The sequence below is a fragment of the Aquimarina sp. genome (assembly GCF_977115655.1).
In genome coordinates this window covers 94779-109526 of record NZ_CDSBKO010000013.1, presented here as the reverse complement: position 1 = coordinate 109526, position 14748 = coordinate 94779, and the positions used below count along the sequence as shown (strand labels likewise).

Sequence of the window (14748 nt, the reverse complement as noted above, 5' to 3'; positions counted from 1 at the left end):
TCTTCCTTTTTTTGTAACTTTTCTTTTTCTTCGCAAGTAGCGCATTTGGTTTGGACAGCCCCCTGATCCCCGAAAGGGGAATTTAGTAGCTTTGCTTGCACATTTGCTTCGGGTTGCTCTGCGTTGCTTTCAAAAATGGGCTTGCGTTGTACTTCTAAATCGTTTCCTGAAACCTCGTCTTCTTCCTTTTTTTGTAACTTTTCTTTTTCTTCGCAAGTAGCGCATTTGGTTTGGACAGCCCCCCGGCCTGAATGATTGAAAACATCCCCCTTGCCCCCTTCTAAGGGGGAATTGCTTTTTGGATCGCTTAATCTTTGTACTACTTTATCTGCCATGGCATCGGCCTCAACTTCGTACTTGTCATTAGGCTTTCCAATAGTTAATTTAGGCTGTAAAGCCCCCTGCCCCCTCTTAACAGAGGGTGTATTGTGTTTAAAAAATGGGGTTGTGTTTTCTGTAGATTTTGAAAAAAAGTTTCCTTCCCCTTCTTTACTAAAGAAAGGTTGCCGCTTTGTCTGGATAGTATTTTTTGCGGTAGTGCTTTTTGGTACTTCTGCTACTTTCAATTATTTTTTATTGTTCTACTCTGGTTTTTGTTGTATCTGTTTTTTATTTGATCGTATAATTTTTGTATTTAAAAACTGTTCCGTTTTTGGATTCTCCCAATTGATCTTACCTATTTGCTCTTTTAAAACCATTGTATCTTTTAATGTAGACGGGGCTCTCTTCAACTCTTTTTGTATGGTGGCTACATCTTTTATTCTTTGTATGTTTTTAAGTTCTTTTTGTTGCTCTGCATTGGCTAAACTATCTACCTCATCCTTTTTTATACTATTGGATTCTACTGGATTATCTATTTTATTCTGAATTGCTTTATTAGTTAAATCAATTGTCTTATCTGGATTACCCAAGATTAAATTTGCTTCTGCTACTGCTCTAAAATCTGATATGGTGGTTGCTCTTTTTTCTAATTTTTCTGTGACTTTTATTAATTCTTTTTGTGCTACAGTATCTTCTGGATTTTCTATCACTTTATCGGAGTATTTTCGTAATTCGAATTTGTCTTTCTCTATTTGTATTTCCTGTATACTTGGATATGCAATCATAATTATGGGTATCGGAAAAAAAAACAATAATTTTTTGAGATCATCTTTTCTTATAATAAAATATACTAACGCAGCACATAGCAGCATGAATAAAAATATTCCTAAGAAAAGGAGTACGATTTCATACAGATATAGATTGCTAAATATTTTGTTCATAGGTTTCTTTTTTATACCATTTTAATTGTGAAATAGTGTTATTATCGCCATTCTACATTTAGCATTTCGCTCATCCATGGGAGTTTTAGGATACTTATGCCCCATGGGAGCCTGTCTAATAAAATATCCAGTGTTTTTTGTTCTACAAAAAGTCTCCACCCGGTTTGTTCTTTTTCTAACTTTCCTTCTCTAATAAGAAATCCTTCCCGCAATCCATCGGGAGAAGTACTACCTAATGCCCCCCAGTGGGTAATAGCTGCTTGTAACAGGTTATTGGCTTCTTCTTTTTCTTCTTTGGTTATCTGTATGGTATGATCCAAAGGCATGTTTACCGGCATTTCGCAAAGAAATTTTGGTAATACCATTTCGTATTCTCTGGGATACTCTTCTGCTGTTGCTAAAAAATGTAATAAGATAACTGCTTTACTTTTTGCCGTATCATCTTTAAAATTTTTACCTTCTAACAGGTCTAGTTTTTTGAAAAAACTATTCAAAAACGGATGTAACAATACTACTCCTGCATTACTAAAAAACTGTGGAGATTCCATTATTGTTTCGACAAAAGAAGATTCCTCTTTTGTTTCTTGTTGTAAAATAGCTTTGGTATCTTTTTCATGTTGGTTTACTATAGATTCTTTGTTAATCCCGGTTACGGTTTCTTCTTTATATATTTCTTTTAAAACCGAAAAAGATGTGTCCTTATTTGTATTTATAATCCTATTCAGAATCTGATTCCACTCTTTTTTGTCTATAACCTTACTGATTACGAGAAGTTGTATTGCCTGCTTTATTAAGGAAATACTATCTACTTTTTGCGTTTTTAGAATGGTTATCTCCAAAATTTGCTTCCATAATTCAATTTCTAAAGTTCTAAAGGGTATTGGAGTTATATTTGTAACAGAGGTTTGTTTAAAAACTGTTTCTATTTCCTTAAGAAACTTGATTATTTCTGTTTGAGAAAATCCTGTATATATTTCTACTATGGATTTTAAATCTTCTGAGGTATGTTGTACTACTAACCTCTGTAATACAACTGTAGTGCTTTTTATTTTAGTTTTTAATTGGGTGACGGCATCTGTATCCAGTACCAATGTTTCTAAAACAAGAGATATCCAATTGTCTTCTGGTATGATACTATAGGAGGGCAATGTTCCTTTTTCTAACCAATATAGCCATGCATTAAAATAATACTGCCTAAGAGGTTGTGATGTTATTTTATCTGGTTTTTTATCATCAATATCATTTGTTTTATTTACATACGTATTGCTTAAAGTGTCTTTGTCTTTCTGGCTTTGAAGTTCTTCTTTTGAGTGAGATGTATACTTGTTTATTTGTTTTTGTTTATTAAAATACTCTCTTCTTTTATTAATATATATATTCTCTTTAAAGTTGTATGTATCTGTTTTTGAGGAAATGTTTGGTATTTCTTTTCTTATTTTATATTCTAAAAGCTCTATTATTTTATTGATTATCTTGTTTGTATCTAAATTATTTGGATTAATATATCCTATATCTATTTCTATAGAGTCAAAATATAATACCTGATCTTCTCCCACTATAGTATCGAACAGGGCATTCATTCTGGGAGTGAGTTCTTTCCAGATCAATTGACTCATTTTTTGTTGTATGGCATACGCTTCTTGAGAAGAGTTAATCTCTATTTCCATAATTTGTTTCCCTATAAGATGCTTATTTGCCATAGCCTTGCTTTTAACTCAACATTTTTTTGATCTGAGATAGCGGTTTAGGGTTTGCATTTGTTTTTAGTTCTTCGCTTTTCCATTCTTTATAAAGTTCTTTTAGAGAGACTCCATTTGTACTTAAAACCTTAAGGCTTTTTTGCAAACTATCCAGGTCTTCTTTTTTAATATTCTCTTTTTGATCTAAAACGAGTGTATCCAACAGGTGCCAGCTTGCGTTTTTAAGAAGTATTAAAAAACCTTCTGTATTATTGTCTTTTTGCAAACTATATCTGTTAAAAAACTCTACCAGACCAACATACCCAACTATGGTAGGGGTATTTTCCAGAAAAAATACAGTGCGCTCATAGCTTTTTGTTTTTTTTATCGTTCTGTCTGTAGCTGTTTTTATATTTATCAAATATTGTGGTTTTCGTTTTCGAATAGTTGCTAAGTCGCTACCCGTTTGCTTTTTAGAACTTTCCTTTTTTACTACTGCTTTTTTAGAGGGAGTTTTACTTTGTTTTGCACGTACAACAGATTTATCTGCTTTTGGAGGTTCTATCTTTTCTATAGCTATATCTTTTATTGGTTTGGAAGAGATTTCTATATCTGTTTTATCGGAGATAGCTATACTTGTCGTCCCTGCGGTTGTTTGTGGCAATGTAGTATTGGGTGGGCAATATCCCCAAAAAAGGCTTCCGGATGCATCCAAATGTATTTTTTCATCTTTTTTTGGAGTACAATTACAATCGTCTTGTTGCTCTGTGCCAGAAGGGCATACCTCTTCTGATTTTAAATTTTTAATACATTGAGAAAGTAAGCAATTAGGAGAATACGGGTCGTTTGGATAACATAGTTGCAGCTTTCTTAGATTTTTCTGTTTTTCAGGGTTTTCTTTATATTCTTTCCATATCAACCACTTTTTATATGCGTCTTCAAACTTGCACATATCTTTTGGGCTTAACCATACAATATGCAATCCTACTAATGCGGGGGCTTCTTTATACAAGAATTTTTCGAAGGTAATTCTGTTTTCTTTTGTTCTAAATCGTTTATGCCACGAAGGTAAAACCAGAGTTGCCCAAAAAGAATAAGGATCACTACCTGGTATGTATTTTATTTTAGGTGCATTATCTGTATTTGCACAAGGGTCATTTTTATCCATATCAGGTTGCCAGTCTATCTCGCAATCATAGTCAGGACAAATCGGCAACAGACAGCTTATATTATTGGAGTTCCCGTCATTATCGTATAAACCACTACAATCCTCATTGCTTTGTGGTCTTAAAAGAATATGCTCTAATAAGTGCATTCCCAAATCATTTGCAGATGTTTTTGTTATTTGAATTGCTTCTTTTACTTGCTGCAAACTTTGGTATTGTTGTGGATGGTATGCTATTTCTTTTCGTTTATTGACAAAACTAAATGAATATGGTCCATATTCTGTTTTTGATGTACATTCTATACTGTATGATTTACTGGTAATTAGCGCACAAAACTCTATAAACGCATTTAATGCTTCTGTACAGCAGCTATAATAATTACTGCTAATAAATGGGTAAGGTATATTACATGGATTATCTATACCGGGCACCTCATCTGTACAACCACATGGCTGTAACCCCTGAGGTGTGGTTACTACATCATTTTCTGGAAAATATAATCGGTATCGATATCCTTCTTCTGTTTTGTATACTGGAAAATATTGTGTTAAATACTGAATATCTGTGGTCGTAAAAGATGCTTTTTCAATTTTTTGATACGTATTTGTGTCCTCCTGATATTTCATTTTTAAAAATGATTTGATAGTATCCACACTTGCTGCTTCTTCTCTCAAATTACATTTTTCTATACCTTCTCTACACGCAAAAACCAAATCACACAACTCTTTGGTGGTATATCCATATCCCATATTTAATAAAAAAGCCAAACTTGAAGGAAGTCCTGTACCATAGCCGAGCTGCCCTACAAGATATCTGTCCCAATTCAGATTTTCAAGCTTTGTAATCAAGTTATGTATTTGCTCATCTCTTAATATTTCAGAATTGTAATAACATTCATGATTTGCTACAAAGTATGCTGGCGATACTACTTTAAATTTCCAATAATTTTGATCACAAACCGGCAAGTAGTTTTTGTCTTCGTCTGCTGCATAAATAAACTCTCTTACTCCTCCTGGTACACAGTTTTCGCAATCGTCTGTATTATTTGGATATATATCATCCCAGGCTTGTCCTTCGGTCTCAAATTCATAAGAGCTTTCTGCCAAGACCTCCACCAATCCAACATAAAACCCTCCTTCTTCACAAAATATCTTGCAATTATTAGAGGTTCCTGCCAGATTATAAAAATATTGGTACGCTTGTATTGCTTTTTGGGGATCGGTATATTTTTCTGCGCTTTCCCACAATACAGTTCCTAATGGTTGTGTATCTCCATTATATATACAACCAAGTCCTTCTAATAAAACCTGTGGCACTACTGCTCTATATTTATATCGGATCACTTCGGTTTCTGATTGCTTATCTATAACTTTATAAACAGGAAATAGATTTGCCAATTGTACATAGTGATCTATTACATTCTTGCCCTGTGCTTCTATTTCATTTTTGTTTTCTTCTGGAATAACTGCAATAAAAGAAGCATCATTACATGTTTTATCTTCTGTGCTTTTATATATTTCGTTTATACTAATTCTCCCTCCTGTTTGATATTCCTGTCGGTTTTCTGCAATTTTAAGAACTTCCAGCCATTGTTTATGATATGCTTTTTCTGCTGCTTCATAACTTGTATATCCTACATAGCTATATAGCACAAATTTGTTATTTTGATCGTCTTTATAGCAAACTTGATAGTGATATTTATACGGATCTTTTTTGGTGCAAATAACTATTTCTTTTTCCGGGCATTGTTTTAGGTTAATTGGCGGGGTTATATCGCAAATAATAGATTTAATACGTGCTGTTGCTACTTTATCTGTGCATCTGTAAGGGTTTATTGCCAAAGGCATATTTTTTTTATAAAACCGCCACTCATAGCGCCCTTTCTGGTTTTCGAGCATTTGACCGGCAATAAAATCTTCTCTTGGATTTGAAATCTTTGTATAGATTTTATGTATATAATCGGTAGCTGTTTTTGCTTTTTGGAGAGAGGCTTTTATACTTTGATTGGTGTATTGTACGGCTATGGGTTCTTTTTTATCCGAGGCATATAATGCAAATTCATACGGGGTTTCTTTGGAGGGTTTTAATGTTAATGATGGTAAGCTCTTAACAAAATTTATATATTCGTTTTTAGCTTCATCCTCTGCATTAAAAGTAGCATTGCTTATAAATACCGGATCTAACTCATTTTGAGTATTTCCAGATCCATATACATATTTGTATTGTGCAGGTGTAGCTACTACTCCAAACTCATAACAATGTGGTCTAAGAAGATGATTATTGTTTTTTGCTGCTTCTGCTATTACTGTTTTATCAAAATCGGATTGTGCTTTTGCTTTTGAAAAAAACTCTGTTTTTGAAGCTAATATTGTTTTTTCCTGATCTATCCATGACCAAATATATCTTCTGGGCTCTTCTTTTACAAAAACAGGAAGTGTATTATCTTTAAAATAACGAATCCTTGCATTTAATGCTTTGGTACGATCAGATGCGGTTTCGAAATGATCGGGAGGTAATGCCAAAAAAGAGTTATTTGCGTCTCGAAGGATAAAATTATATTCGGGATTACCCTGATCTCCAGAAAGTAAATAGTTTTTTTTAGTGATCCCTAATTTAAAAACAGTATCTATTTGTTGTAATGCTTCTTTTGCAGAATCATATACACAATAGCTTAAAAAAACAGGTGTGTTGTCTTTTCCCAGAATCCTGAAACCAAACTTGTTTCTTTCTTTACTGTATTCTGGTTTTGTATTTCTATTGCTAAAAATTTTAACGCAATCTTCGAGAATGGTTTCTTTGTTATTTTGGTCGGGGTTAATCGTATTGGAAATGGCTATTGTTATTCCTTTTTCATTTTTTAGTTCTATTTGGTAACCATCCTCTTCGTCTTTAATATGATATTTTGAAACAGTGCTTCCCAATACTTTTGCTTGTCGCCATGCTGCTACTGATTTATAGGCATCGGGATAATACTCTAATCCCGTAATCGAAATATTTTTGTTTATTGCAAGCTTCCATTGTAATGCTATGTCGTGTGTGGTAAGATACGTATCGAGTTTTGCTTCCAGAATCATGTGTTCCCATGCTTCATTTTCTGTATGGAAAACAGTTTGGCTTACCGATTCTGTATTGGTATGTGTTTCATTAACATGCCATTTCCATGTTATGAGTGTTTTTATATCACAGTGTAGGGCATTAGCATCCAGATATCTGTTTTTTTCATTCAAAGATAGCAAGCGATACTCTTCGTTTTTATCTTCTTTGGATACTTTGGTCTGCGTATTTATATTTTTAACAAAGTCTTCCCTTTTATCTATTCCTACCTTTTCTGACTTCATTTTTGTGCTTTTACTAACGATTACTACTTCGTCGTTTTCTACTTTGCACAAATGCTGATGGTAGTTGTATTTGGTAATAATAATATTTTCTTTTGCAGGTTTCTCAGAAAAAATACGCTGTATGGTTGTTGCATCAAAACCATTAAGGTTTTTTTCTAATTTTTTGTATGTTTTTGGATCTCTTAATTGTTGTAATATTTTATGAGCTGTATCCTGTAACTCTGCTTTGCTTTCATACCCTTTGTTGCTTCTGAACAGAGGATTACCAAATGCATCTTTTAAAATTAATCTAAAGCTTTGTACGACTTCAAAATTACACAGGTTGCGTCGTTGATAATTATCTATTCCTGATAAAAGAGAGGCTCTTTTTTCAAATCCGGAAACATTGTCTGTATTCCAGGATGGTTCTGCATAGTTAAACGCTTTACTTCTGTTTCTACTAACTTCTGCAAACTGGTTAACGTATTGTGATTGACTATCTATCTCTTTTTCCAGTTGTTTTTTTGTTGCTTCCTTGTTTTGATATTGTAATAGAGTATATTCTGTAAATTCTTCTCCAAATCGAGCTAACAGGTGGTCTAAAAACTGTTTTCTGCGCGTTGTATATTCTTCCTTATCCTCGGTTAATTCCTGAATTAAATCGATATAAGATATTGGATTATACGTAATATCAAAAAAATGTTGGTCTGCTGCTATTGTGTTCGAAGCACTGGTTATTAAATTATAATTTTGATGCATTGTCGCTATAAATGCAACATTTTTTGCTTCTTTTCTGGCGGCACTTGTTGTTGTATATCTTTTTGTACCAATAATTAGTATATCGTCCGGAATATTGGTTTGTATTATAAAGAAATATCCTCTTTTATCTTTTATGATTTCGACTATATAATCTTCATTATATAACGAGTCTGCCAATTGGTTAATATAAATAGTCCTTATTCCTGCAGAGGAAAAAGTAAATATATCTATACTGCTTTCCTTGCCTTTGCAGTATCCACCTATAGTAAGTTCTGCAGATGGGTCATTTTTCAGTTTTTCTAAAATAGTTTTCCATTGTATGGTATTTGCTACAGGTACAGCCAATACGGATCCTTCTGTTATGGATTCGTTTTGATTATAGAACCGTAATAAATCTTTTATCCCGGGTACAGAATCTGGTATTTGTGTAAAATAGGTGTGCTTTTTCCGGGGATTTTTTAGTTCTTCGGGTTGTAATGAAAATAAAGACCTAATATTTGCCAATTGTGATGTATAGTTGGCAAGTATTTGATCATAAAACATCAAATATCCTTTAAATTGTAATGCTTGCGTTTTTCGCAGTACTGTAGCTCTATCCGGCAAACCGTCTTCTCCTATACCATAGACTACAGGAAAATCATTTTGAATAGAATAATACTCTTCTAAATCTTCACGATATCTGCCAGAGGGAATACTGCTATCCAGATTTTCCAGAGGCATTATATATTTTTTGTCAAAAGATAAAGATTTATGTATTCGTGCCTTATCCAGAAATAAAGAACCTTGATCGTTAAAAAGATCTATGCAGGTTTTTTCTATAGAAAAAGCGGGAACGTAACCTTCCGGAATAACATTTTCCCATTTTTTGGACCCTGAATCACCAAACAGGTTTCCTTTAAGGGATATTTCATTAACTTTTCTTACCCCATCTACATTTAATATCGCATCATATAAGTCAGAAAGATATATTTTTTCACGTTTTTCAAAGTTTTCCAGTTCTTCTGTATCTACAAAACCATAACTTTCTTCTCTATACGGTCTGCCTGCAAAAATAGTATCGATTGTTCTTCCTTTATTTAATAATTCTTCGAGAGTGTAGTATTTAATTTGAGGTTGTATATATTGTTTTATTGTTTTAAAAATCTCTTTGTATACTTTTTCTGCTTTATACTGGTCATGAAGTTCTGCTTTAAGGCATACTCCTATTTCAATAGGGGTTAAGATTTCGATTGTGGTAAAATCCTCGCATATATTTCTATGTGCATTAAGTATTGTTTTTACTTTATGGGTGAGTTCCTCATCATTTGTAACATCTTTCTGTTTTTCGATGTAGACTCTATATAAACCATTCAGCTCTATTTTTTGTTGACTGTTATTTAGCGGATATTGACTACAAAACAAAGTGTTGTTATATTTATTAATATATATATCTTTTTTGTCTTGGGTAACCACTTCTAACCATGCATTTCGAACTCCTTTAATCTCTAATAATAGTTTTCTATAATCTGTAATGGTAACTGGATTACTGGTTAATATTTCTAAAGGGGTTAAAAAATTATCGTCTTTTCCATTTTTATTTTTAAAAGCTATTAAATCTTCAAAGGGCAGATTTGTTTTATATCCCAAATCCATTAAAGCATATACCAACACTTCTAAAATGGTAATTCCCGGGTCATGTACGTTATGATCTGTCCATATTTTTCCAGAAAGGTTTCCTATATGCTCTAAACCCTGTTTTCTTAGCTTTTCAAAATCCAGATATTCAGGAAGGTTAGGATCCTTTTGTTTAATAACAGATATATTATTGTTCTCTACTTCTGCCATATCAACTTAGTTCTGATGGTTCGTTTATATTTTTGTATTGAACAGAGGTCTTAGGGTCCATATTTTGATTTGGATCCGGACATTCTTCTTTGTCTATACCCACACATATTTTACCTGCGGTTAGGATAGATCTGGCGGTAAGAGGTGTGATTTGTGATGCTTTTTGTCCCTGTTCGTCTTTTAGCTCTAGTTTGGTAATAAAATCTATATAATCTAATTGTTCTACAAAGCCCACTATATCTGAAAATAGTATCGATTGCCCAAAAGCAATTTTTTCTGAATCCCCTAAAAACCAAGGAGCCAATAGATTGGTAATATCTTGTTTTAATTTTCGTTTATAAAAATCTGTAGATTTTCCTCTGTATAATCGTACGGTTATATCTACATCTACGTACTCATATCTGGGATTCATTACTTTTATCCTTGCAAAAGGAGATGTTTTTTTGCGTAGCAGATTTCCTATTTTTTCTAAAAGGCTTACAGGTACTTTGGGTTCTAATTGATTACCTGACAAAAGCTTGGTTAAATCTGGTATCACTGTAATTACTACAAACCCCGGAGCTACTTCGAGATCTTTTTGGTAAGTAATCGCTGAAAGTCCCATTGTATGGCTAATACATTTTACTTTGTATATTTCCGGAAAACCTTCTAATACTATTTTTTCATAGTCATTTACCATTAATGCTCTCCCTTTGTGTTTGAGATGCTCACTAACCCTTACATAATAATGTCCTTCTCCTTCTGGTTGTTTTCCTCCAAAAGAAGGGTACAATTGTTCTACTTTTTTTACACTAAAGTCTGCTTCTACCAATTTACTTACACTTCCAGCTTCTAATGCAATATTCAACCTTTTGGTATCATTTTTATCACTTAACCTAGCAGAAGCTTTTGCTGCTTGTGTATGTATACCAATAGTTTCTGCCACTGCCATAGCATTATCCTTTGCTGAAACCCGTAACCAATACAAGTTATCCGGCATTACTGTGTTACCTGTTTTATTAATGGTATCGGGTATGGCAATGGTAACAATACCCGAAACTGTTAAGCCATCTGTTTGGTCTGAAATGATATTAAAATCAGGAAGTAATTCTATCCAATTATTATTACTTAAATATTCCCAACGAATTTTTGCTCTGTCCATTTCTGAATTTGCGGTTGCTTCTGCCAGTTGAAACAGTACAGAAAGGTTGCTTCCCGGGGTAAGATCTTCAATACCTATAAACAAAGTCCCTTCCTTATCATGAAAAGGAAAAAGGGTTGGGTTTTGCTGAATATCTTCGTATTTAGAGGTGTTTTCGAAAGGATACAGATGGATAATGTCTATATCATCCATTTTGGCCTTGGCTGTATAATCTATAGATAAGGATTTTATTGATGGTGTGTACGGCTCTATAGGCAATCCTATTTCTAATTTTTCTCCAAATCTATTTTGAAGGCTATCTGCCAAATCGCACATTTCTTTGATAATCTCAAGTACTCCTTCATCATTTGGATCAACAGGAGTTATATTACTTAAATTTTCTTTGATCTCTTCTAATATAGTAATAGCAGCAGTTTTGAAATTAGTAACATCTATAGTTACTTTATTCTTTAATTCTGAAATATCTTGATTATGTTGCTTTACAGCGTTATTATAAGTGGCAATCTTAGAGTTTAATGCTGCAATGGCGGCATTAAAACCAAATAAATCAGTGTTTATCAAATTATTAACAGCAGTTTTTGCATTTCCAACAGCAGTTTCTGCTGCTGCTATATCTTGAGGATTTGCATTAAAAGCCGCAATTGCATCGTTTAAAAATCCCTTAACCTGATTTGCCCTGTTAATAATGGGTTGAAAAGAAGGTAAATTACTTTCAAATTCTGCTAAATCATCTAAATCAATGAGGATTACAAACTCATTAATTGCATTTACAAGGGCATTAATTTTTGCGATAATTGCATTGATCTTATCTTTAGCTTTAGTTCCTAATTCTCCCAATTTTTTTAAGTCTTCCAAAGAATCTGAAATTGTTTTTGGGTCTACTAAATCCGCCAAAGCCATCATCTGCTTAGTTAATACAAAAGGAAATCTTTCATGCTGAAAACTTACTCCTGCCAAAGTTATTTTTGCAAACCCTTTTCTTGTGTTTATTGTAAGAGGTGACAATGGATCTACCGGCATTGTTTTAGGGGTGTAATTTCTATCAAAAAGACCCTCTGTTAATCCATGATGGAATGTTGATATATTAGATATATTTTGACAATCATAATCAGGTGATTCGTGGTTACTACTTTCAAATAGTTTTAAAAGTTCTTTTTTTCCAGGTGCTGTTGTTCCGCTGGGCAGCTCATGTATTTTATCTTTTATCCAATTTCCGTCCTCAAGTATACTTGTTAAAAAACGAAAACTACTGTTGGTAATTTTCTCTGAATTATCTTCAAATTGAAAATTAGATTTAGAGTCTTCATAAAACTTATAAGCTTTTTCTAAATCTGATGGCTTGTCTTTCCAAGTTGTATTAATCCAAAATTTTTGCCAATTTTTGCAAAAAATCTCTTTACTACCAATATAAAAATTTGCTCCTCCATCTATAAACCAATCATCACCCACTTTTGGCCTTGGTCCAAAAGGCAGGATAGGTTTATTTACATCTTGTAAATTATCATCATTTTGTACAATTAGATTTTTAACCCCGCATACGTCTACTTTAATTTCTGCGCGTTTAAGTGTTAGATGTTGAAAAAAATGATATAAAGAAATATTAATTTCATCCTGAGGCAAAGCTTCTTTTTTAAGACAGCATTTGTCTTTATCTTTTACAACAGGGTTGTCTATCTGTCCACAATCAAAAATATTTTGTTTTACTTTAGCTTTAGAATTTAATTCAATTTTTACTATCGGAAAAGGTTTTACGAGAGGAAGTTCCTCTTCTAATACTTTATCATTAAAAAAAACTACAGAAGGGTCATCTACATTTAATTTAATTTTTATTGAGATTTTTAAAGTGTTATTTGTTAAAATATCTATAGTAGTACCCAATACATTTTCAACCTTTGGGATTACCCAAGATTTTTCTCCGCTAAAACTAATGTCAAAAACTGATACCGAAGAAGTTTCTGCATACTTCTCAAGACATTTACAAAGGATGTTTTTATCATTTTTATCAAAAATTGGTACGCAGCTAATTTTATCTTGTTGCATTAGAAATCCTTTTAGATCTTCTCCAATAACATAAGGAGTCTCCTCTACTAGTTTTTCTTTAAGATATTGTTTAGCTTGATTTGATATACCTGATAAACAACTATCTAACATCTCTTTATTTATACTATATATTCTTTGCCTTTTTGCCTTTTCAAAAGCATCTTTTATATCCTCAACTGTAGTGGATGTTACTCCTAGGGGTAATTCACAATCAAATTCGATACAGATAGTTCTTTCTCCTTCTTGCAACAATAGTACCGGAGAGGATAAAACAAATCCCAATCGTGCTTTTGGGTGTTTAACAAAACCTGTGTCTTCTTCAAAAATTTTACTATTCTTGGCACCAAGTGTTGCCCAATTTACAGACTGATCTTTTGTGAAGTTTTTTCCTAATCCATCTGCAGAGTTTGCTATTGGTGCAATATATACTCCTTCTATTTTGTTATTATGTGATAATTTAGGAAGAGCTAAAGTTCTTAACTCCACAATCTTTGCCTTATCCAGAATTACTTCATGATCCAATCCAAACCGGATATCCTCTTTATTTGCATCTTTTCCATTTTTTAACAACAAGCCTTCTTTTAAAGGATATTCTTCAAGATGTTTTGCTACTTCAAAAACTATGTGGGCTTTATCTGGTATTGCTTCTTTGGGTATTATTTTTAGCACTTTTTCATAGAAAAAATCTAAATGTTTTTTTCCCAGATCATTTATATTGCCTTGCAGATGGGTAAATAATTCTAAAAATGTAAAAAGTAGTGCTATATGAGGTTCGTGTTTTTTTTGTAGTTCTTGTTGTAATGGGTATAAACTTTCTTTGATAAAATCTGGTGCTTCTTCTATAATTGCTGCAAAACCACTTAGGAATTGATAAAAAATAGTATTTAATTCTTTTGCAACTAATAAAAACGCCTCGTTTTCTCCTTTTGTAACTTGTTGTACTCCATCAAAAAGTTTATAAATTTCATGAACTCCAAATTGCCATGGAGAGGCAAGGTAGTTTGTGAAATTTTTTTTACGAACACATAAAAATGTTGCACTTGCATTGTGCAGCGAGATAAAAGTTTTTAATGGTTCTACAAATGCAGATTTTAATATTGCCTGAATTGGGGTAACAAAACTATTTTGGGATTTTTCTACTTCGCTTAATAAAGCTGTAGTTGGTGTAATTATTTTTTTTTGAATGCAATTGAAAAGGGATTCTAAAGATTTTTTGGAAGGATTTCTTTTGAGTTCGCTATATAAAAGGGCATACTCGTTGTCTAAATCCCCTGTAGATATTTTGCTTAATACTGCCAATTGAAAAGGCAGGCTTTTTTTGAAAAAATGTGACCAATTATCCAAGTTTTGGTATTCGCCTTCTATCTCATTTCTGGCGTATTCATAGAAATTAATTTGCAATGCATATTTGCTGATAATAGTAAGCCTGTCTGCCAGAGTTTTTCCATCTACAGGCGCAAAATCGTTTTGCAATGCTTGTATATGGCGTGTTCTTTGGCTGGTCCCTGTTCGGTTTTTTAAGGGATGTGATATTTTGGATGGTTTGTTCATCTTTTATTT

The 14748-nt window shown here is 32.9% G+C and carries 4 protein-coding genes and 1 pseudogene; all 5 read right to left on the bottom strand.

Annotated features, from left to right (window positions below; all coding sequences use genetic code 11):
- Positions 1-566: pseudogene (locus ACZIYX_RS07855) on the bottom strand (eCIS core domain-containing protein); the annotation flags it as partial.
- 15 nt (positions 567-581) lie between these two features.
- Positions 582-1262: a hypothetical protein gene (locus ACZIYX_RS07850; protein ID WP_462681660.1), complete on the bottom strand. Its 681-nt coding sequence runs from the start codon at positions 1260-1262 to the stop codon at positions 582-584.
- Positions 1263-1303: 41 nt separating this feature from the next.
- Positions 1304-2962 (bottom strand): contractile injection system tape measure protein, encoded by a 1659-nt coding sequence (locus tag ACZIYX_RS07845; protein WP_462681659.1) that lies wholly within the window; start codon positions 2960-2962, stop codon positions 1304-1306.
- A 10-nt stretch (positions 2963-2972) separates the two neighbouring features.
- Positions 2973-10007, bottom strand: coding sequence for a hypothetical protein (locus ACZIYX_RS07840; protein ID WP_462681658.1), 7035 nt, complete (start codon positions 10005-10007; stop codon positions 2973-2975).
- 1 nt (position 10008) lies between these two features.
- The gene (locus ACZIYX_RS07835; RefSeq protein ID WP_462681657.1) at positions 10009-14739 is read right to left on the bottom strand and encodes a hypothetical protein; all 4731 of its coding nucleotides are present in this window, start codon (positions 14737-14739) and stop codon (positions 10009-10011) included.
- Between the last annotated feature and the right edge of the window lie 9 nt (positions 14740-14748).

What these genes read in the sequence shown, in the direction of transcription:
- ACZIYX_RS07850 (WP_462681660.1), bottom strand. Translation starts at nt 1,262, where the DNA reads ATGAACAAAATATTTAGCAATCTATATCTGTATGAAATCGTACTCCTT.
- ACZIYX_RS07845 (WP_462681659.1), bottom strand. Translation starts at nt 2,962, where the DNA reads ATGGCAAATAAGCATCTTATAGGGAAACAAATTATGGAAATAGAGATT.
- ACZIYX_RS07840 (WP_462681658.1), bottom strand. Translation starts at nt 10,007, where the DNA reads ATGGCAGAAGTAGAGAACAATAATATATCTGTTATTAAACAAAAGGAT.
- ACZIYX_RS07835 (WP_462681657.1), bottom strand. Translation starts at nt 14,739, where the DNA reads ATGAACAAACCATCCAAAATATCACATCCCTTAAAAAACCGAACAGGG.